The sequence below is a fragment of the Pseudarthrobacter sp. BIM B-2242 genome (genome assembly GCF_014764445.1).
Classification (GTDB): Bacteria; Actinomycetota; Actinomycetes; order Actinomycetales; family Micrococcaceae; genus Arthrobacter; species Arthrobacter luteus_A.
Genome location: NZ_CP061721.1, coordinates 2824577 through 2842507 on the forward strand (window position 1 = coordinate 2824577; position 17931 = coordinate 2842507).

The 17931-nt window shown below is 65.8% G+C and carries 17 protein-coding genes and 1 riboswitch; of the genes, 10 read left to right on the top strand and 7 right to left on the bottom strand.

Annotation, left to right across the window (positions count from 1 at the left end; all coding sequences use genetic code 11):
• Nucleotides 1-1107, bottom strand: coding sequence for a uroporphyrinogen decarboxylase (gene hemE, locus IDT60_RS12925; protein WP_164198783.1), 1107 nt, complete (start codon nucleotides 1105-1107; stop codon nucleotides 1-3).
• 158 nt (nucleotides 1108-1265) lie between these two features.
• Here hemE and IDT60_RS12930 point away from each other — a divergent pair, with 158 nt between their 5' ends.
• Complete coding sequence (locus IDT60_RS12930; protein WP_191079355.1) at nucleotides 1266-2594, top strand: glutamyl-tRNA reductase; 1329 nt, start codon at nucleotides 1266-1268, stop codon at nucleotides 2592-2594.
• Nucleotides 2595-2763: 169 nt separating this feature from the next.
• Here the strand turns inward: IDT60_RS12930 and moeB are convergent, their stop codons facing one another.
• Nucleotides 2764-3963, bottom strand: a complete 1200-nt coding sequence (gene moeB / locus IDT60_RS12935; protein WP_191079356.1) for a molybdopterin-synthase adenylyltransferase MoeB — start codon at nucleotides 3961-3963, stop codon at nucleotides 2764-2766.
• Nucleotides 3964-4047: 84 nt separating this feature from the next.
• Here moeB and IDT60_RS12940 point away from each other — a divergent pair, with 84 nt between their 5' ends.
• The 3 genes from IDT60_RS12940 (at nucleotide 4048) to IDT60_RS12950 (ending at nucleotide 5362) form a co-directional block, all read left to right on the top strand.
• Nucleotides 4048-4713 (top strand): TetR/AcrR family transcriptional regulator, encoded by a 666-nt coding sequence (locus IDT60_RS12940; RefSeq protein ID WP_164198780.1) that lies wholly within the window; start codon nucleotides 4048-4050, stop codon nucleotides 4711-4713.
• A 52-nt stretch (nucleotides 4714-4765) separates the two neighbouring features.
• Nucleotides 4766-4990, top strand: coding sequence for a DUF3107 domain-containing protein (locus tag IDT60_RS12945; protein ID WP_056343932.1), 225 nt, complete (start codon nucleotides 4766-4768; stop codon nucleotides 4988-4990).
• Nucleotides 4991-5059: 69 nt separating this feature from the next.
• Nucleotides 5060-5362 carry a hypothetical protein gene (locus IDT60_RS12950; RefSeq protein ID WP_191079357.1) on the top strand — a complete coding sequence of 101 codons (303 nt, stop codon included), beginning with the start codon at nucleotides 5060-5062 and terminating at the stop codon, nucleotides 5360-5362.
• 29 nt (nucleotides 5363-5391) lie between these two features.
• Here IDT60_RS12950 and IDT60_RS12955 read toward each other — a convergent pair whose 3' ends face one another.
• The 4 genes from IDT60_RS12955 to thiO all read right to left on the bottom strand — a co-directional run bounded on the left by IDT60_RS12955 (nucleotide 5392) and on the right by thiO (nucleotide 8431).
• Nucleotides 5392-6060, bottom strand: a complete 669-nt coding sequence (locus IDT60_RS12955) for a 4a-hydroxytetrahydrobiopterin dehydratase (protein WP_191079358.1) — start codon at nucleotides 6058-6060, stop codon at nucleotides 5392-5394.
• 59 nt (nucleotides 6061-6119) lie between these two features.
• Nucleotides 6120-6935 carry a thiazole synthase gene (locus tag IDT60_RS12960; protein WP_191079359.1) on the bottom strand — a complete coding sequence of 272 codons (816 nt, stop codon included), beginning with the start codon at nucleotides 6933-6935 and terminating at the stop codon, nucleotides 6120-6122.
• 3 nt (nucleotides 6936-6938) lie between these two features.
• Nucleotides 6939-7175, bottom strand: a complete 237-nt coding sequence (gene thiS / locus IDT60_RS12965) for a sulfur carrier protein ThiS (protein ID WP_164198776.1) — start codon at nucleotides 7173-7175, stop codon at nucleotides 6939-6941.
• Nucleotides 7172-8431 carry a glycine oxidase ThiO gene (gene thiO, locus IDT60_RS12970; protein ID WP_191079360.1) on the bottom strand — a complete coding sequence of 420 codons (1260 nt, stop codon included), beginning with the start codon at nucleotides 8429-8431 and terminating at the stop codon, nucleotides 7172-7174. The genes thiS and thiO overlap by 4 nt, the downstream gene beginning before the upstream one ends.
• Nucleotides 8424-8543, bottom strand: a riboswitch (TPP riboswitch). It overlaps the preceding gene by 8 nt.
• A 27-nt stretch (nucleotides 8544-8570) precedes the next feature.
• On the opposite strand from thiO, the gene thiE reads away from it, so the two are divergent.
• The 4 genes from thiE to IDT60_RS12990 all read left to right on the top strand — a co-directional run bounded on the left by thiE (nucleotide 8571) and on the right by IDT60_RS12990 (nucleotide 13764).
• Nucleotides 8571-9299, top strand: a complete 729-nt coding sequence (thiE, locus tag IDT60_RS12975) for a thiamine phosphate synthase (RefSeq protein WP_191079361.1) — start codon at nucleotides 8571-8573, stop codon at nucleotides 9297-9299.
• An 85-nt stretch (nucleotides 9300-9384) separates the two neighbouring features.
• Nucleotides 9385-10890 carry an RNB domain-containing ribonuclease gene (locus tag IDT60_RS12980; protein WP_191079362.1) on the top strand — a complete coding sequence of 502 codons (1506 nt, stop codon included), beginning with the start codon at nucleotides 9385-9387 and terminating at the stop codon, nucleotides 10888-10890.
• Nucleotides 10891-11182: 292 nt separating this feature from the next.
• Nucleotides 11183-12883 (top strand): DEAD/DEAH box helicase, encoded by a 1701-nt coding sequence (locus IDT60_RS12985; protein ID WP_191079363.1) that lies wholly within the window; start codon nucleotides 11183-11185, stop codon nucleotides 12881-12883.
• Between the two features lie 8 nt (nucleotides 12884-12891).
• Nucleotides 12892-13764, top strand: a complete 873-nt coding sequence (locus IDT60_RS12990) for a site-specific DNA-methyltransferase (RefSeq protein WP_164198771.1) — start codon at nucleotides 12892-12894, stop codon at nucleotides 13762-13764.
• Nucleotides 13765-13831: 67 nt separating this feature from the next.
• Here IDT60_RS12990 and IDT60_RS12995 read toward each other — a convergent pair whose 3' ends face one another.
• The gene (locus IDT60_RS12995; RefSeq protein ID WP_164198770.1) at nucleotides 13832-14680 is read right to left on the bottom strand and encodes a PHP domain-containing protein; all 849 of its coding nucleotides are present in this window, start codon (nucleotides 14678-14680) and stop codon (nucleotides 13832-13834) included.
• 83 nt (nucleotides 14681-14763) lie between these two features.
• Here IDT60_RS12995 and IDT60_RS13000 point away from each other — a divergent pair, with 83 nt between their 5' ends.
• The gene (locus IDT60_RS13000) at nucleotides 14764-16362 is read left to right on the top strand and encodes an aminopeptidase P family protein (protein ID WP_191079364.1); all 1599 of its coding nucleotides are present in this window, start codon (nucleotides 14764-14766) and stop codon (nucleotides 16360-16362) included.
• Nucleotides 16363-16554: 192 nt separating this feature from the next.
• Nucleotides 16555-17925, top strand: a complete 1371-nt coding sequence (locus tag IDT60_RS13005; protein WP_370590688.1) for an ABC transporter substrate-binding protein — start codon at nucleotides 16555-16557, stop codon at nucleotides 17923-17925.
• The last annotated feature ends 6 nt before the right edge of the window (nucleotides 17926-17931 follow it).

The window sequence follows — 17931 nt, forward strand, 5'->3', positions numbered from 1 at the left end:
CTACTCCGGGGAGATGGAGTGGATGAGCTCAACAACCCTGGTCAGGACGCTGGCGTCGGTTTCGGGCGGCACCCCGTGGCCAAGGTTCAGCACGTGCCCGGGCGCAGCAGAGCCTGCCCTGATGACCTCACGCACATGAGCCTCCAGGACCTCCCACGGCGCGGACAGCAGCGCCGGGTCGATGTTGCCCTGGAGCGGCACCGTTCCGCCCAGCCGGCGGTTCGCTTCGTCCAGCGGCAGGCGGTAATCAACACCCACCACGTCCACGCCGACGTCGCGCATGGCAACCAGGAGTTCGGACGTGCCCGTGCCGAAGTGGATCAACGGCGCACCCAGATGACGGACGTGGTCCAAGGCCCGGGCCGAAGCCGGTGCGACGTACTTGGTGTAGTCGGCTAGGCCCAGTGACCCTGCCCAGGAATCAAACAGCTGCCCGGCCGAGGCGCCTGCTTCAAGCTGTGCACGGAGAAACAGCCCGGAGGCGTCCGCAGCCCAGTTGGCCAGCGCGGCCCAGGTTTCCGGGTCCGCGTGCATCATGGTGCGCGGGCCCAGGTGGTCACGGGAAGGCTTGCCCTCCACCATGTACGCCGCGAGCGTGAACGGCGCGCCGGCGAAACCGATCAGCGGCGTCTTGCCCAGTTCGGCCACCGTGAGGCGCACGGCTTCGCGGATCGGCTCCAGCGCCTCCCACGTCAGTTGCGGCAGAGCCGCCACGTCCGCTGCCGTGCGGACCGGTTTGTCCAGAACCGGTCCCACGCCGGGAACGATGTCCACGCCGATGCCCGCGAGCTTCAACGGGATCACAATGTCGGAGAAGAAGATGGCCGCGTCAACGTCGTGGCGGCGGACAGGCTGCAAGGTAATCTCGGATGCCAGTTCCGGCCGCAGGCACGAGTCCAGCATGGCCACGCCTTCGCGGACCTTAAGGTATTCGGGCAGGGAGCGCCCGGCCTGTCGCATGAACCACACCGGCCGGCGCGACGGCTTGCCGCCACGGTAGGCGGTGATCAGCGGGGAATCGGCGGTGCGGCCGTCCATCAGCGGATGGCTGGCGGCAAGGGCGCCATCGTGAGTCAGGGCATGAGGCGCGGCTGGGCTGGAAGTCATGCCTTCGATTGTGCCCAAAGTCGGCCCCAAAAGATAACGACAGCCTGTCACGTGGAACGGCTTTCGGGCAGGCGTGGCAGGAATCACAGCCGTTCCGCAGCCACGCTCGCGCCCCGGGTTGTTCTACCGGGCAACGAAAAAGCTATGATTGGTCTGCTGTGGTTCTTTTTTCATTGGTGGCTACACACGCCGACATCGATCTTGAGACCGTTGCTCAACTGAGCAGCGGCGCTTCGGGGATCGCTACGTCCGCACTCTCCGGATCGCCGGCAGTGAAGGGCGCGATAGTGCTTGCCACCTGCAACCGCTACGAAATCTACGGCGAGGCCCCCCATGCGGACGACGTTGAAGCAGCCCGCGCCGCCCTGGTCGCCGAGATCAGCGGCCTGAGCGGCCTCAATGAACAGCTCGTCTCCCGCGCCTTCAGCACGCGCACCGGCCCGGAAGTCAGCCAGCACCTTTTCACCGTAAGCGCAGGACTGGATTCAGCCGTCGTGGGCGAACGCGAAATTGCCGGCCAGGTCCGCCGGGCCCTGATCACCGCCCAGCATGAGGGCACGGCCAGTTCCGGCCTTGTCCGGCTGTTCCAGGCAGCATCCAAAACGGCCAAGGATGTCGGCGCACAAACCGCCCTCGGCTCGCGCGGGCTCTCCATCGTCTCGGTCGCCCTCGACCTGGCTACCGACCTTTCCGAAAGTCCTGACTGGTCAACCAAGAAGGTTGTCCTGTTCGGAACCGGCGCCTACGCGGGGGCCACCATGGCTTTGCTCCGTGAACGGGGCTGCACGGACATCTCAGTATTTTCGTCATCGGGCCGGGCCGAAGCATTCGTCGCCACCCGCGGAGGAACGGCCCTGGACGCCGGGTCCCTGCCCGTGGCGGTAGCCGCGGCGGATGTCATGATCGGCTGCAGCGGCTCGGACAACCGGGTGGAGGCCGATGAACTGCGGCAGGTCCGCGCAATGTCCACGCAGCCGCTGATCGCAATCGACCTCGCCCTCACCCACGACTTTGACCCGGAAGTGGGCCAGCTCGACGGCGTTGAGCTGCTCACGCTCGAATCCGTGCGTTTGGCGGCTCCGCAGGAACAGGCCGAGTCCTTGAACCAGGCCAGCGGGATTGTGTCCGGCGCCGCCAAGGCCTTCGAGCAGGAACGTGAAGCCCGGTCTGTGGACTCCGCCATCGTTGCCCTCCGCCGGCACACCATGAACGTCCTTGACGCAGAGATGGAGCGGGTCCGTGCCCGCCATGGCTGCACCGCGGCTGCCGAGGAAGTGGAGTTCGCGCTCCGCCGGATGGTCAAGCAGCTGCTGCACGTTCCCACGGTCCGTGCCCGCGAGCTGGCAGCGAACGGCCAGCAGGACGACTACGTGTCGGCACTTGAAACGCTGTACGGCATCACCGTGGAGCAGCCCGCCGCTGCGGCCCAGGCTGAATGCCCGGCAGATCACGCGATCGCGGACCACCGCGGCACCGCCACCGCCTAACCCCCGCCCCTGCCCCCGGGACGCTCTCTCACATAATGCGGGTTTTTTGGAAACGCTCTCTCACTTAACGCAGGTTTCTCGACGATGCTCTTTCACTTTCTTCAAGAAAGTGAGAGAGCGTTGCGGTTTTAAGCGCATTAAGTGAGAGAGCGTCTGACCGGGGAGGGGCCTAGTACACCGGCTTTTCCGGCTCCACGTCCCGCACCCAGGCGAGAATGCCGCCGTCGAGGTGGCTCACCCGCTGGTAACCGGCCTTCCGCGCAGCTGCCAGGACGTTGGCAGACCGGGTCCCGGCCTTGCAATGGAACACGATGTCCTTGTCCTGCGGCAGCTCGGCCCAAGCCTCACCCGCCAGGATCCTGCCCTGCGGAATAAGCACCGAACCCTCGATGCTCACGATGTCGTGTTCGCCGGTTTCCCTGACATCCACCAGCTCAAAATCCTTCAGTCCGGCATTCCGGGAGGCCAGCATCGTAGCCAGCTGGGTTGCCGTGACAGTGTGCTCCGTGTCGGCGGACACCGCGGGGGTAATGCCGCAGAAGGCCTCGTAGTCGGTCAGTTCGGTAATGGGTTCCGTTGCCGGGTCCTTGGAGACCCGGATCTCGCGCCAGCTGCCGCCGAGCGCATCAAAGAGTGCCACCCGGCCCAGGAGGGAACGCCCGACGCCGGTAATCAGCTTGACGGCCTCCGTCACCATGAGTGATCCCACGGCAGCGCAGAGCATCCCGAAGACGCCGCCCTCCCCGCAGGAGGGCACGGAGCCGGCGGGCGGGGCTTCAGGGTAGAGGTCGCGGTACGTGGGGCCGTGCTTTTCCCAGAACACGCTGACCTGGCCGTCGAAACGGAAGATCGAACCCCAGACGTACGGTTTGCCCAGGATGGCGGCGGCGTCGTTGACCAGGTAGCGGGTGGCGAAGTTGTCGGCTCCGTCGAGGATCAGGTCGTAGTCCTTGAACAGGTCCAGGGCGTTGGAAGCGTCGAGCCGGACGTTGTGCAGCCGTACCTCCACCAGCGGGTTCAGCGCAGCGACCGCGTCCCGGGCGGATTCGATCTTCGGCCGGCCCACGTCCGCGACGCCGTGGATCACCTGGCGCTGGAGGTTGCTGAGGTCAACGCTGTCGTCATCGATGATTCCCAGTGTCCCCACGCCCGCGGCCGCCAGGTAGAGCAGGGCCGGCGAGCCCAGTCCCCCGGCACCGATCACCAGCACTTTGGCATTCTTCAGCCGCCGCTGCCCCACTGCACCGATTTCGGGAATGATGAGGTGCCGCGAGTATCTTTCCACCTCAGCCGGGGTTAGCTCACCGGCGGGATCAACCAGCGGTTTAAGCGAGACAGAGGAATCAGTTGCGGTCAAAGTCGAAGCCATACCTCAATGTATGCCCCGAGATACCGCCGGGTCATATTACCGGGCAGTATTGTGTAAGTAACGGCAAGGGAAAGTAGGGCAACTGTGGTCCATGAAACACGGGCTGACCGGGCGTCCGGAGGGGAACCTCCCGCACCGCAACGCGCACCGGGCCAGCGATCCGCCAGGCTCCCCCGGGACGAACGCCGGGCGCAGCTCCTGGCGGCAGCCCAGGAGGTATTTGTCGCCAACGGCTACCACGGGGCCGCGATGGATGAGATCGCCGAAACGGCCCATGTGAGCAAACCCGTGCTGTACCAGCATTTCCCGTCCAAACGGGAGCTGTACCTGGCGCTGCTGGACAGCCATCTGACTTCACTGACCGACCTGATGCTGGGCGCCCTGAACTCCACCACGGACAATGACGAACGTGTGCAGGCAGTGATGCGGGCCTACTACCACTTCATCGCCAGCGACGACCAGGCCCACCGCCTGGTCTTCGAATCGGACCTCATCAACGACCCCGATGTCAGTTCCCGGCTGGAGACTTTCAACAAAACCTTCGCGGACGCCGTCGCCCGCGTTATTGCCGAGGACACCAAGCTTCCGCACCTGGAGGCACAGCTTTTGGGAAGGGGACTTGCCGGAATGGCACAGGTCAGCGCCCGTTATTGGCTGGAAACGGACGGCAATCTGGACCTCGATGTGGCAAGCGACCTCATTTACCGTTTAGCTTGGCGCGGAATTTCCCGCTTCCCTAAAGAGTCCTAGACTACAAATAAGAGAACCCAAAGAAACTTTGATTGGCTGGGAGGCCCCCGTTTTGGAAATTAAAATTGGCATTCAGAATATTGGCCGCGAAATCGTGCTCGAATCGGCGCAGGATGCCGACGCCGTAGCCACGGTCGTTGAAGAAGCCATCACCAAGGGCACCGAGCTCCGGCTCAAGGACGACAAGGGACGCATCATCATTGTCCCCGGCAACGCCCTGGGCTACGTTGAAATCGGAGCCGAAGAGGCCCGCAAGGTCGGTTTCGGCCAGTTCTAGCACAAGAGCTCTAGCACACAAGCGGGCCACCGCCCCCGGCGGTGGCCCGCCGCTTTCCGAGGGAGACCCATGCTTTCGCTGACCATCGTTGTCCTGGCCACAGCCGCCGCAGGCTTTATTGTCTGGGCCAATGACAAACGCCACGCCAGGTACGGGATGGGACTGCCCGCCGGTATCGCCGTGGCGGTGGGTGCGTTCAGTTGGATCCTCCTGATCACGGCCGGCCTTGGCTACCGGCCCGGGATGACTTGGATTCCGTGGGTCGCACCGATGATCCTGGGCACCGCGGCGGCCGTCGGGGCCGTCATCTACCTGGGACGGACCCGCGAACGCCACGACATCCAGCGGCTCACACAGGCCCTGAAGCTGTAACAAAAGCTGTAACCATCGGGAGCCGGTGCTTAGGAGTGCTCCGGCTCCCGGCCTTCCTCCGTGCACAGGTACAGCCGGTTTTCCTGCGCATCCGTGACTGCCACCCGGCCGGGTGCGTGGTCACGGTTCATGTCGGCCCCGCTCGCAGCGGCCTTCTCCAGGACAGGCCCTGATTCGGCAAGGCTCCAATGGACGTCAACACTGAGCCTGCCGGTATCAGGATTCTCTATTGGCCGGAACCGGATGGCTGGTCCGCGGCCATAAGGATCCACCAGGTCGCCGCCCGGGCCGTTTTTGTAGCCCAGCGCGACCCGCCACACGTCGGCAATTTCCGCCGGGTCCGCCGTGTCGATGCCCACCTCCACCGTCCTGAACAGTCCCGGCTGGGCTGTAGCCCCAACCTGGGCCGCCGCTTCGCTGGCGGCTGCCGCCGCTGTGGTGTCCCGCGGTGTGACCTCACCGCCGACGTCGTGCGAGGTGTACCGGACGAACACCCGGTTGTACCGCCAGTCAAGATCGGGATGGTGGTTCTGCTCTTCGGCCAAGCGTCCGACGGCGGCAATCAGCTCCAGTGCGGCAGCCGCCGTCGGCGCTTTGAAGACCGTGACGAGCCCGCCCAGCCGGTACCTCCAGTCAGGAAGCCCCGCCAGGGCGGCGGCAATCTGATCGCGGGTGAGGAGGTCTTGGGTGCCGGCCATAGCGGACTCCTTGGTTGATCCGTGAGCCCGTCCCGGCCGACACGGCGGAAGGTCGCGGCCTAGAGGAATTCGGCCCGGTTTTCCATCGCCGATGACGCCAGGGCGTGCTCGCGGCGCGGTATCCTCCCGGCCGCTTTCGCCAGCCTACCGGCGATCACGGCGTGTTTGAAGGCCTCCCCCATCAGCGCGGGATTCTGGGCGCGGGTCACGGCCGTAGCAAGCAGGACGGCGTCACAACCCAGTTCCATGGCCAGCGCCGCGTCCGACGCCGTGCCGATGCCGGCGTCCAGCACCACAGGTACCGAGGCGCGCGAGACGATCAGTTCGATGTTGTGCGGGTTCAGGATCCCCAGGCCTGTGCCGATCGGCGCGCCAAGCGGCATGACCGCGGTGGCACCAAGGTTTTCCAGTCTGAGGGCGAGCACCGGATCATCGTTGGTGTAGGCGAATACCTTGAAGCCCCGGTTCACCAGTTGTTCGGTGGCGTCCACGAGTTCGACGGCGTCCGGCAGCAGGGTCTGTTCGTCGGCGATGACTTCCAGCTTGACCCAGTCCGTTTCCAGCGCCTCGCGGGCAAGCTCCGCGGTCATGACGGCGTCTTTGGCCGTGAAGCAGCCGGCAGTGTTGGGCAGGACCCGGATCCCGTGGTCCACCAGGAGCTGGAAGAGGGACCCGGACTCCGCCGGCGAGTACCGCCGCATCGCCACAGTGGTCAATTCCGTTCCTGATGCCAGGAGGGCGGCGCCCAGCCCGTCGAGGCTGGGCGCTCCGCCGGTGCCCATGATGAGGCGCGAGCCCAGCTCAACCCCGTCGATGACCAGCCGGTCCGCAACTGCGGAGTGGTTCGTTGTGCTGATGCTGGTGGTTACTGTCATGATTTAGCCACCCTGAACTGCGGTGACCAGTTCTACGTTGTCACCTTCGGCGAGCGCCGTGGCATGCCACTGGCTGCGCGGAACTACTTCGGAATTGTGGGCGACGGCCACACCGAGCTTCTGTCCGTCAGCCGCCTGGCCGTTGACGCCGAGGCGGCGGCCGGTGATCTGGCTGACGAGGCTGGTAATGGACGCGTCGTGCGGCACGGCATGCTGCGCGCCGTTGAGGGTGATGTTCATGCTGTTTCCTTTGTGGGTTGAGAAGTTACTCGGGGAAGGCCGGAGAATCTGCCCGGGCTGAGGGCGTCCCAGCGGGCTTCATGCCGGCCGTCCAGCAGGTCCCGGCAGATAGCCGCCGCACCAGGGGTCAGCAGGACGCCGTGGCGGAAGAACCCGGTAGCAATAATCAGCCCGGGGATGTGCCCGGTGCCGGCTGCGCTGGCAGGCACCCGGCCAAGCAGCGGTGCATTGTCCGGCGTGGCCGGCCGCGCCCGGGCGGTGGATTCCAGGAGTTCCAACTCGGCGACGGCGGGCAGCAGCGCCTGGGCATCGCGCAGCAACTGGTAGACGCCGCCGGCCGAGACCGCAGAGCCCGCCCCGGTTCCGTCCCCCGCCGCGGACAGCGCGTCCTCCCGCTGGGTTGCGCCGATCACCACGGTGCCGTCCTGCCGCGGAACGATGTAGACCGGCACCCCGTGGACCAGGCCACGGACGGTGGAGGTAACCAGCGGGCGCAAATGCCGGGGAACGGCGAGGCGCAGGATATCGCCGTAGACAGGCCGCAGCGGCAGATGCAGCCCGTCCGGCAAGCCGGCGAGCGAGGCCGCCTGCACGCCGTTGGCCACAATGGTCTCACCGGCGATGACTGTGCCGCCGTTGGCCAGCGTCACCCCGTTGACACGGCCGCCCTCCCAGCGCAGGCCAGTTGCGAGGTGATCGACGGCGAACCCGTCACGGGCACCGGCCACGGCGGTTCCTGCCCCCGGTTTATGGACGGCCAGGACCTGACGGAGCGAGGCCACCAGCTTCCGCGGATCCACCTGGTGGTCCGCCGGGATGTCCAAGGCGCAGGAAATTGCCGGGCTCAACAGCGGTTCCCTGGCCCTCGCTTCCCGGAGGGGCAGCGGCTCTACCAGAAGCCCGTTCGCCTGCTGAACGCTCCGCAGGTCCATCAGGGTGCGGCGGTCCGCAGCGTCGGCGCCGATGGCGAGGGTCGGCGTCGTAATGTACCCGGTGTCCGCCGCCCCCGCGCGGGCGAGGTCGGCTGCAAACGCGGGCCACCGGCTTGAGGACTCGAGCATGACGTCCAGGAGGTCTTCCTCCTGGTAATGCAGTTCACTGACGGGGGCGAGCATGCCGGCGGCCGCCCAGCTGGCCCCGGAGCCGGGCGCGTCATCGATCAGGACCACGGACCGGCCGGAGCGCCGTGCCTCCCAGGCGATGCCGTGGCCAATGACTCCGCCACCGATCACGGCGACGTCCGCGTGCAGGACCATGTGTTTCCTTCCCTACGCCGGTACTAGCCGGATCAGGTCAAGCGGTCGGCTCTGATGCCCTCTCAGCCCGGCCGCTTTGTGACGGCTGTTACGGGCTCCCGCAGTACTCGCCCAGTTTAGGGGAACTATGGTGGTTTTCATGAACGCGCACTCCAGTCCCCACATCGTGCCCAGCTACTCCGCCCAGGCGACGGGCGGCACCCTGCCCGCCACCGCACGGTTATACCTGTGCACTGATGCCCGGCGGGACCGCGGTGACTTCGCTGATTTTGTGGACGCGGCATTCGCCGGCGGGGTGGATATCATCCAGCTCCGCGATAAGGAAGTCGAAGCCGCCGAGGAACTGGAACTGTTGGCCGTACTGCAGGCAGCCGCAGCCCGCCACGGACGGCTCTGGGCAGTCAATGACCGCGCAGACATCGCCATGCTGTCCGGCGCGCCCGTCTTCCACATCGGGCAAAAGGACCTGCCCGTGGCGTCGGCCCGCACCCTGCTCGGCGCCGGGGCAGCAGTGGGCCTGTCCACCCACACCTCCGAACAGATCGAAGGTGCCATCCGGATGTCCGCGGCGGTGACTGCCGACGGCGGTCTGGACTACTTCTGCGTCGGACCGGTATGGGCCACCCCCACAAAACCCGGCCGGGCCGCCGTCGGCCTTGACCTTGTGCGTTATGCCGCGGAGGCCGTCTCCGCAGCAGACAGCACCCTGCCCTGGTTCGCGATCGGGGGCATCGACCTGGGCAACGTCGAACAGGTGGTTGAAGCCGGAGCCGGCCGGATTGTGGTGGTGCGGGCCATTACGGAAGCCTCCGACCCCACGGCAGCAGCCGCAGCGCTCGTGGCAGCCCTGGATGCCGCCGCATCCTGACGGTCCGGCGCCCGGCTCTTGAGAATCCGGCGCGCAGCGGGGCGGGGCGTGCACGAATCAGGGAAACCGGGCTAACCTGACTTTCGTGTCCCATCATCGGTTGGCCCCCAACGTCCACGAGCAGACCAACGCCCTCGCGGCAGCACTGAGCGCCCTCCGGACCGAGCTGGAACTGCCGGGTCCTTACCCGGCAGAAGCGGTCCGCGACGCCGAAGCGGCCGTTGCTGCGCACCAGCTACCCGCCACCGACATGACGGACGTTGAGTTCCTGACGATCGATCCGGCGTCGTCCACGGACCTGGACCAGGCACTGTTTATCGAACGCGCCGGCGCAGGCTACCGGGTGCTGTACGCCATCGCGGATGTACCCTCGTTTGTCCGCCCCGGCGGCAGCCTGGACACCGAAACGCGCCGCCGCGGCCAGACGTTCTACGCCCCTGACGGCCGGATTCCGCTGCACCCCGAGGTCATCAGCGAGCAGGCCGGCAGCCTCCTGGCGGACCAGCTGTGTTCAGCGTTCGTGTGGGATTTCGGGCTCGACGACGCCGCGCAGGTCTCCAGCGTCTCCGTCCGGCGTGCAACCATCCGCAGCCGGGCCAAGCTGGACTACAAGGGCGTCCAGGCGGACATCGACGCCGGAACCGCCAATCCCGTCCTGCAGCTGCTGAAAGACGTCGGCCTTAAACGCGTTGAGCTGGAACGGCAGCGCGGCGGTGCCAGCCTGAACATGCCAGAACAGGAAATCGTGCAGACGCCCGACGGCGGCTACCGGATTGCCGCTGCCCCGCAGCTCCCGGTGGAGGACTGGAACGCGCAGATTTCGCTGATGACCGGAATGGCGGCCGCCAACCTGATGCTCGCCGGAAAAGTCGGCATCCTGCGCACCATGCCCGCCCCTGACGAGCGCTCACTCCGGCATTTCCGGCTCCAGACCGTGGCCCTCGGCAAGGCCTGGGACGGGAAAATCAGCTATGGCGAGTACCTTCGCAGCCTCGATCCCACCGAGCCCCGGCAACTGGCCATCATGCATTCCGCCGGCATGCTGTTTCGCGGAGCCAGCTACACGGCCTTTGACGGCGATGTCCCTGACGATGCCATCCAGTCGGCGATCGGCGCCGCCTACGCCCACACCACGGCGCCACTCCGGCGACTCATAGACCGCTTTGTCCTGGTGATCTGCGAGGCCCTCAGCAACGGCAAGCCGGTGCCGGACTGGGCGCGGGAAGCCCTGCCCACCCTGCCGGAAATCATGGCCGGCTCGGACCAGCTGGCAGCCCGGATGGAGCGCATGGCCCTGGACACCGTGGAGGCGGCGCTCCTGGTCAACCACGTTGGCCAGGACTTTGATGCAATCGTCATTTCAGGATCCAAGCCCCAGAAGGACAACGGAAACGGCGGCGCGGGCAAGAACGGAAACGGCAGGAACGGTGCCGCTAAGAATGGAAACGGGCCGTCGGGGATCATCCAGATCGCCGAGCCAGCCGTCACGGCGCGGTGCGCAGGCGACCTCGAGTCCGGGACCAAGGTCCGGGTCCGCCTGATCTCCTCCGACATCGCGGCCCGTGAGGTCCACTTCGAGTTGCTGTCCTGAGGTGCACCGGCCCTGCCTGAACGGGCAAAAGCCGGTATTTGGGGTCCGTGCGGCTAGACTGGAGAAGTAGATATGGATGCCCGGTCGTTGATTTCCTTGATTTTGAATTCAACAAGCCCGCCCCTACGCGATCTTGAGATTGACCCGCTGGTCACCAGTGCCAGCATTTAGATAGCCCGCGATCGGCTTCCACTGGATTTGCTTGCGCGCTTCGAGCGTGCTCCGGTCCGGCCACGTTGGCCGGCCGTTGAGCACGCAGCGCCAATGCCCAAATGAATAAGGAAACTCCCCTGTGAGTGAATTGCATACCCACCAGATCCTGACTGACGATTCCGGCATCGAAACAATCGAACCCGAAGAAACCATCATCTCGGATGAGAAGCCGCATGAGATCGCGGAGAAATCCTTCGCCGACTTCAACGTCCGCGCCGATATCGTCGAATCCCTTGCTGACGCCGGGATCACCCACCCCTTCCCCATCCAGGCCATGACCCTGCCCGTAGCCCTCTCCGGCCACGACATCATTGGCCAGGCCAAGACCGGCACCGGCAAGACCCTCGGCTTCGGCATCCCTGCGCTGCAGCGCGTGGTGGGCCCGGACGACGCCGGCTTCGACAAGCTCGCCGTTCCCGGTGCGCCGCAGGCCCTGGTCATTGTGCCTACCCGCGAACTGGCTGTCCAGGTGGCCAACGACCTCCAGAACGCGTCGCGGAAGCGTAATGCCCGCATCGCCACCATCTACGGCGGCCGTGCGTACGAGCCACAGGTGGAGGCCCTGCAGAAGGGTGTCGAGGTGGTGGTGGGCACCCCCGGCCGCCTCATCGACCTGTTCAAGCAGAAGCACTTGGTGCTGAAGAACGTCAAGATGGTCATCCTTGACGAGGCCGACGAAATGCTGGACCTGGGCTTCCTCCCGGATGTGGAAACGCTCATCGCGGCTACGCCGGCGGTCCGTCAGACCCTCCTGTTCTCCGCCACCATGCCGGGCCCGGTCATCGCCATGGCCCGCCGGTACATGACGCAGCCCACCCACATCCGGGCAGCTGATCCCGACGACGAGGGCCTCACCAAGCGCGACATCCGCCAGCTCATCTACCGTGCCCACAGCATGGACAAGGTTGAAGTTGTTGCGCGCATCCTGCAGGCCCGCGGCCGCGGCCGCACCATCATCTTTACCAAGACCAAGCGCACGGCCGCGAAGGTGGCCGAGGAACTGGTGGACCGTGGCTTCGCCGCCGCCGCCATCCACGGCGATCTGGGCCAGGGTGCCCGTGAGCAGGCACTCCGGGCCTTCCGCAACAACAAGGTGGACGTCCTGGTGGCCACCGACGTCGCCGCCCGCGGCATCGACGTGGACGACGTCACGCACGTCATCAACTACCAGTGCGTTGAGGACGAAAAGATCTACCTGCACCGCGTGGGCCGCACCGGCCGCGCCGGCAACAAGGGCACCGCCGTGACCTTCGTTGACTGGGACGACATGCCGCGCTGGGGCCTGATCAACAAGGCACTGGGCCTGAGCTACCCCGAGCCGGTGGAGACGTACTCCTCCTCCCCGCACCTGTACGAAGAGCTGGACATTCCGGAAGGCACCAAGGGCCGGCTGCCCCGCAACAAGCGCACGCTCGCCGGTGTTGACGCCGAAGTCCTGGAGGACCTGGGCGAGACCGGCAAGAAGAACACGCGCGGCAGCGCAAGGGACGGCGCAAGGGACGGCGGACGTGACAGCGGTCGCGACGCCGGCCGTTCAGGCGGGCGTGACTCCAGCCGCCGCAGCGGCTCCGAAGGCGCCCGCTCAGGCGACCGCCGTCGTCGTACGTCCGATGCGGCGACCGCCGCCACCGGGCCCGCCGCCGAACCCGCTGCTGCGGCTACGGCCGATGGCGAAGTGGACCCCCGCGCCCGCCGCAGCAGGACCCGCACCCGCCGCCGCAACGGCGAAGTGGTAGCCGGAGCCGACAACGGCCCGCAGCAACGCAGCACTGAGGCATAACAGCCTCGATGACTGACACCGTCTGGGCGCCGGACGGCAGCAACCTGGTGGTTCACGCGGACAACGCGGAGTTCCTCCCCTCGCTGCCGGACGGCGCCTTCACACTCATTTACGTGGATCCGCCCTTCAACACCGGCAGGGCCCAGACGCGCCAGGAAACGCGGATGGTGCTCAACGCCGGCGGTGACGGGGACCGCGTGGGCTTCAAGGGCCGCTCGTACGACACCATCAAGGGCGCACTGCACCGCTATGACGACGCCTTCAGCGATTACTGGTCTTTCCTGGAGCCGCGGCTCGTGGAAGCCTGGCGGCTGCTGGCTGACGACGGCACGCTCTACCTCCATCTGGATTACCGGGAAGTCCATTACGCCAAGGTGATGCTCGATGCCATCTTCGGCCGCGAGTGCTTCCTGAACGAGATCATCTGGGCGTACGACTACGGTGCGCGGGCGAAGTACCGCTGGCCCACCAAGCACGACAACATCCTCGTGTACGTCAAGAACCCGGCCAAGTACCACTTCGACAGCGCGGAGGTCGACCGGGAACCGTACATGGCTCCCGGGCTGGTGACCCCGGCCAAGCGGGAGCTCGGGAAGCTGCCCACCGACGTCTGGTGGCACACCATCGTTTCACCCACCGGCAAGGAAAAGACCGGCTACCCGACGCAGAAGCCCGAGGGCCTCATCCGCCGGGTGGTGGCCGCGTCCAGCCGGCCCGGTGACTGGTGCCTGGACTTCTTTGCCGGTTCCGGAACTCTTGGCGCGGTGGCGGCCAAGCTGGACCGGAAGTTCGTGTGCGTGGACCAGAACCAGCCCGCCATCGATGTCATGGCCAAGCGGCTGGGTGCCAAGGCGACCTTTACGTCCTTCCCGCCCAAGTAAGTAGCAGCAGATGTCGCTACGGCGGCTGATAAAGACATCTGCTGCGACCTACTTGCGGTCAGTTGTGTCAGGGGCGGACGACGGCGGTCCCTGTCGCCATCTCCTCGATCCGGGCCAGCACCTCCGCTGTGGTGAGATTCTCCCCGAGCAGGTTGGGTTTTCCCGTGCCGTGGTAATCCGAGGACCCGGTCACCAGGAGTCCATGCCTGGCAGCCAGACCGCGGAGGAATTCACGGCCCTCTTCAGGGTTGTCGCGGTGCTCGATCTCCAGGCCCGCCAGGCCGGCGTCGATCATTTCCTGGTATACACGCTCCCCCACAATGCGGCCGCGGGCAGACGCCACCGGATGGGCGAAAACGGGGACGCCTCCGGCCGCACGGACAAGTTCGACGGCGGCTGCCGGGTCGGGTGCGTAGTGCTGGACAAAATAGCGCGAACGCGAGGTGAGGATGGAGGTGAAGGCCTCCGACCGGTCCGACACCACGCCGGCCGCTACAAGGGCATCAGCGATGTGCGGACGCCCCAGCGTGGCACCGGGAGCGACGTGGTGGATGACGTCGTCCCAGGTCAGCGGGTAGTCCTCGGCGAGCAGGCTCACCATGCGCTCTGCCCGGGTGAGACGCGCGTCCTTGGCCTTGGTGATTTCCTCGAGAAGCCCCGGATGGGCAGGATCGTGCAGGTAGCTCAGCAGATGCACACTGATTCCCTGCTCCGTCCGGCAGGAGACTTCCATCCCCGGCACGAGGGCAACCGCGTGGTCCAGGGCCGCGCGGGATGCCTCCGCCCAGCCGTCCGTTGAGTCGTGGTCCGTCAGGGCGATGACGTCCAGGCCCGCCCTGGCGGCAGAGGCCATGACGTCAGCAGGGGTTTCCGTGCCGTCGGAAACGTTGGAGTGGGCATGCAGGTCAATCCTCACTTGCCCAGCCTAGTAGACCGCGCCGGTCCGGGCATTGACTCCTGTGTTCGCGCACGCCCCGCCGCTGGTGAGACGATGGTGCCGTGAACGATGCCGGAAATACCCTGAACTCTGCTTCCCAGCCACTCGACGAGCGCGTCAACAACCGCTCGCAGCGGCCCAGTTCTGATGCTTTCAAGGCCTTTATGGCCAGCAACTGGGCGCCCGCCGACCAGCAGCCGCCGGCCCGCGACGCCGTGGCCAACTACGCCGCGGCCCGGCGCAGAGCCATTTCAGACCAGTTCAAAGGCGAACGCCTGGTCATCCCCGCCGGCCCGCTGAAGGTCCGCTCCAACGACTGCGACTACCGCTTCCGCCCGCACTCCGGCTTCGCGCACCTCACCGGGCTGGGCCTTGACCACGAGCCGGACGCCGTCCTGATCCTGGAACCGGCAGGCGAAGGAAAGGGCGACGACGGCGGGCACCACCGCGCTACCCTTTACTTCCGGCCGCTGGCCGGCCGGGATACGGAACAGTTCTACGCCGACTCGCGCTCCGGCGAATTCTGGATCGGCGGCCGCCCCACGCTTGCTGAGTTCGAGGCCCGGTTGGGCCTGCCCACCGCCCACATTGACGGGCTGGAAACGGCCATCACCAAGAACGTGGGGGCCCCGGAGATCGGCGGCATTTCCGTCCGCCTCGTCCGCAAGGTGGACGAGAACATCGACGCCCTGGTGGACACTGCCCGCTACAACACGGCCAAGGACCCGGACAACCTGGACCTCGCCGTTCTGGATGCGTTGGACGAGAAGCTGTCCGAGGCACTGTCCGAGCTCCGCCTCCTGAAGGACGAGTGGGAAGTTGAACAGATGATGACGGCGGTAGCAGCCACCGTCGAGGGCTTTGTGGAAGTGGTTAAGACGCTTCCCCGCGCACTGACCCACGCCCGCGGCGAACGCGTTGTGGAAGGCGCGTTCTTCGCCCGTGCCCGCGAGGTGGGCAATGAACTCGGCTACGACACCATCGCCGCAGCCGGCAACAACGCTACCGTGCTGCACTGGACGCGGAACACCGGCCGGGTGAACGCCGGCGAACTGCTCCTGCTGGATGCCGGCGTGGAGGTTGATTCGCTGTACACCGCCGATGTCACCAGGACCCTGCCGGCCAACGGCACGTTCACCGACATCCAGCGCAAAATCTATGAAGCGGTTCTCGACGCGGCCGACGCCGGATTCGCCGCAGCCCGCCCGGGCACCAGGTTCCGCGATATCCACACTGCCGCCACTACGGTGCTCGCAGAACGCCTCGCCGAGTGGGGCCTGCTCCCCGTCAGCGTCGAGGAAGCCATCAGCCCCGAGGGCCAGCAGCACCGGCGGTGGATGCCGCACGGCACCAGCCACCACCTCGGCCTCGATGTCCACGACTGTGCCCAGGCCAAGCGGGAACTTTACCTCGACGGCGTCCTTACGGCAGGCATGGTTTTCACCATCGAACCCGGCCTCTACTTCAAGAACGAGGACCTGGCCATTCCGGCGGAGTATCGCGGCATCGGCGTGCGGATCGAGGACGACATCCTGATGACTGAGGACGGTCCGGTCAACCTCAGCGCCGCACTCCCCCGCACGGCTGACGACGTCGAATCCTGGATGGCAGGCATCTACGGCGAGGTGGACCACGCCGTGGCGGGCAGGCACACCGCCTGACGAAGGACGGGGCATGCCCGGTTCCCGGGCCGCTCCCTGTCCGTTCCCATGATGAAGCTCCGGTAACGGTTTTTGGCAATCGCTTGCCAAAGTTTGGCTCCGGTGAATACGCTGTGCGCGGAGAAAGAAATCGTAGACTGTGGTTCAGTCTGGGGTCTCTGCCGCAATGTATGTCTTCAAAGGAGAAGTCTCATGGGTATGTCCAAACCACGTCGCCTCGGTGCAGTTGCCGCAGCGGCTATTTCGGTCCTGATGCTTGCCGCGTGTGGCGGGTCGGGCGATACAGGAGGCACTACCTCCGGCGCTACCGGCGGGAAAGTGGATGGCGCCGGCAAAACGCTCAACGTCCTGATGAACGTCACGGCGCAGTATCCCCAGGAGCAGCAGGCCTGGTTCAAGGAGATGAGCACCAAGTTCAAGGCCGAGACCGGGGCCGACATCGAGTGGGAGACGTTCGCCACGGCCAATGACGAGATGACCCGGATCCAGACGTCAGTCGTCTCCGGACAGGGCCCGGACGTTTACGGCCTGGGCACCACTTTCACTCCCACTGCGTACTCCACCGGGGCATTCGTGAAGCTCGGCGACAACGAATGGAACGCGCTCGGCGGCAAGGACAAGTTCGTACCCGCTGCACTGGGCATTTCGGGTCCGGATGATGGCAACCAGATCGGCATTCCCTTCGTGAGCCGGCCGTTCGTCATGGCCTACAACACCGAGCTGCTGGCCGCGGCCGGGATTGAGAAGCCCGCCACCACCTGGGATGAATTCACTGAACATGCCAAGAAGCTCACCACCGGCGACCAGTACGGCGTCGCAGTGGCTTACAAGGACAACTTCGATCCTTGGAAGTACATCTGGGGCATGTCCATCCAGGCAGGCAACCCCATCATCGACGGCGACAAGGTCCGCCTCGACGACCCCATCACCAAGAAGGCCTACGAGACCTATTTCGGCTGGGTGACCAAGGACAAGGTGGTTGACCCGGCTTCCGTCGGTTGGGCCAACCCGCAGGCCCTGGCAGCCTTCGCCGCAGGCAAAGCCGGCTACTTCCCCATGACCTCGCCGCTGTCCATCCCCGCGCTGGACGCCTCGGCGGTCAAGGGCAAATACAAGTATGCGCTGATGCCCACCGTCCCGCCGGGCGAGACCGCAAACCCTTCTGACGGCAAGCCCGCGTCCAGCATCCTCTCCGGTGACAACCTCGTGGTTGCTGACTACTCGAAGCAGAAAGACCTCGCTTTTGCGTTCATCAAGATGATCACGGAAAAGGATGTGCAGCTCAACTACTTCAAGGTCTTCGGCCAGCTCCCTGCCAACCAGGAAGCAGCGAACGAACTCGCCAGCAACGAAGTTATTGCACCGGCCCTTGAGTCAGGCGCCAAGTCTGTAGCAACACCGTTCAGCGGCGCATGGGGCGACGTCCAGCTGTCACTGACGAACGTGGTGGTCCAGTCCATCCCTGACCTCTCCTCCGGCGAGGTCAGCGAATCCAACCTGACCCAGCGGCTCAAGGACGAACAGGCCAAGTCGCAAACGGCATTGGACCGGGCCAAGAAGTAGGACCGA

Excerpts from the sequence above, each read along its gene's own strand:
- IDT60_RS12990 (WP_164198771.1), top strand. The coding sequence starts at position 12,892 with ATGACTGACACCGTCTGGGCGCCGGACGGCAGCAACCTGGTGGTTCAC.
- IDT60_RS13005 (WP_370590688.1), top strand. The coding sequence starts at position 16,555 with ATGGGTATGTCCAAACCACGTCGCCTCGGTGCAGTTGCCGCAGCGGCT.
- moeB (WP_191079356.1), bottom strand. The coding sequence starts at position 3,963 with ATGGCTTCGACTTTGACCGCAACTGATTCCTCTGTCTCGCTTAAACCG.
- thiO (WP_191079360.1), bottom strand. The coding sequence starts at position 8,431 with ATGGTCCTGCACGCGGACGTCGCCGTGATCGGTGGCGGAGTCATTGGC.
- IDT60_RS12950 (WP_191079357.1), top strand. The coding sequence starts at position 5,060 with ATGCTTTCGCTGACCATCGTTGTCCTGGCCACAGCCGCCGCAGGCTTT.
- IDT60_RS12955 (WP_191079358.1), bottom strand. The coding sequence starts at position 6,060 with ATGGCCGGCACCCAAGACCTCCTCACCCGCGATCAGATTGCCGCCGCC.
- hemE (WP_164198783.1), bottom strand. The coding sequence starts at position 1,107 with ATGACTTCCAGCCCAGCCGCGCCTCATGCCCTGACTCACGATGGCGCC.
- thiE (WP_191079361.1), top strand. The coding sequence starts at position 8,571 with ATGAACGCGCACTCCAGTCCCCACATCGTGCCCAGCTACTCCGCCCAG.
- IDT60_RS12960 (WP_191079359.1), bottom strand. The coding sequence starts at position 6,935 with ATGACAGTAACCACCAGCATCAGCACAACGAACCACTCCGCAGTTGCG.
- thiS (WP_164198776.1), bottom strand. The coding sequence starts at position 7,175 with ATGAACATCACCCTCAACGGCGCGCAGCATGCCGTGCCGCACGACGCG.